The organism is Pseudomonas sp. RW407, from assembly GCF_003176655.1.
GTDB classification, from domain to species: domain Bacteria; phylum Pseudomonadota; class Gammaproteobacteria; order Pseudomonadales; family Pseudomonadaceae; genus Pseudomonas; species Pseudomonas delhiensis.
The window spans coordinates 1-393 of sequence record NZ_QGSL01000095.1 but is presented as its reverse complement, the minus strand read 5'-3'; the positions used below and the strand labels follow the sequence as shown (position 1 = coordinate 393).

Annotated in this window: 1 pseudogene; it reads right to left on the bottom strand. The window is 66.4% G+C overall.

Going from position 1 to position 393, the window contains the following annotated elements:
- A pseudogene (locus DK254_RS16835) lies at window positions 1–393 on the bottom strand (IS110 family transposase); the annotation flags it as partial.

Sequence of the window (393 nt, the reverse complement as noted above, 5' to 3'; positions counted from 1 at the left end):
GAAACGTTCCGGTTCGGTCTGCTTGGCCAGCAGCGCCGTGGCAGTGATCGGACCAATGCCACGCACCGTCATCAGCCGTTTCGCTGCCTGGTCCGCATCGGCACACGCTTCCAGACGCTCGGTCAGCGCTGCGATGCGCTCGCCCAGTCGCTTCCACTCGCTCAGCATCTCGTCGATCAGCTCACGCAGCAGATCCGGCAAGGGCTGGCTGGCGTCTTCCAGCACTCGGGGGACACCTTGGCTCAAGGCAGCCTCCCCCTGAGCCAGGGCGATGCCCTGCTCCAGCAGTAGCCCGCGTATCTGATTACCCGTGGCCGTACGCCGCCGCACATAGCCACGCCGAATCCGGTGGCAGGCCTGCATCGCCAGCGCCGCGACACTCTTCACCGGCAC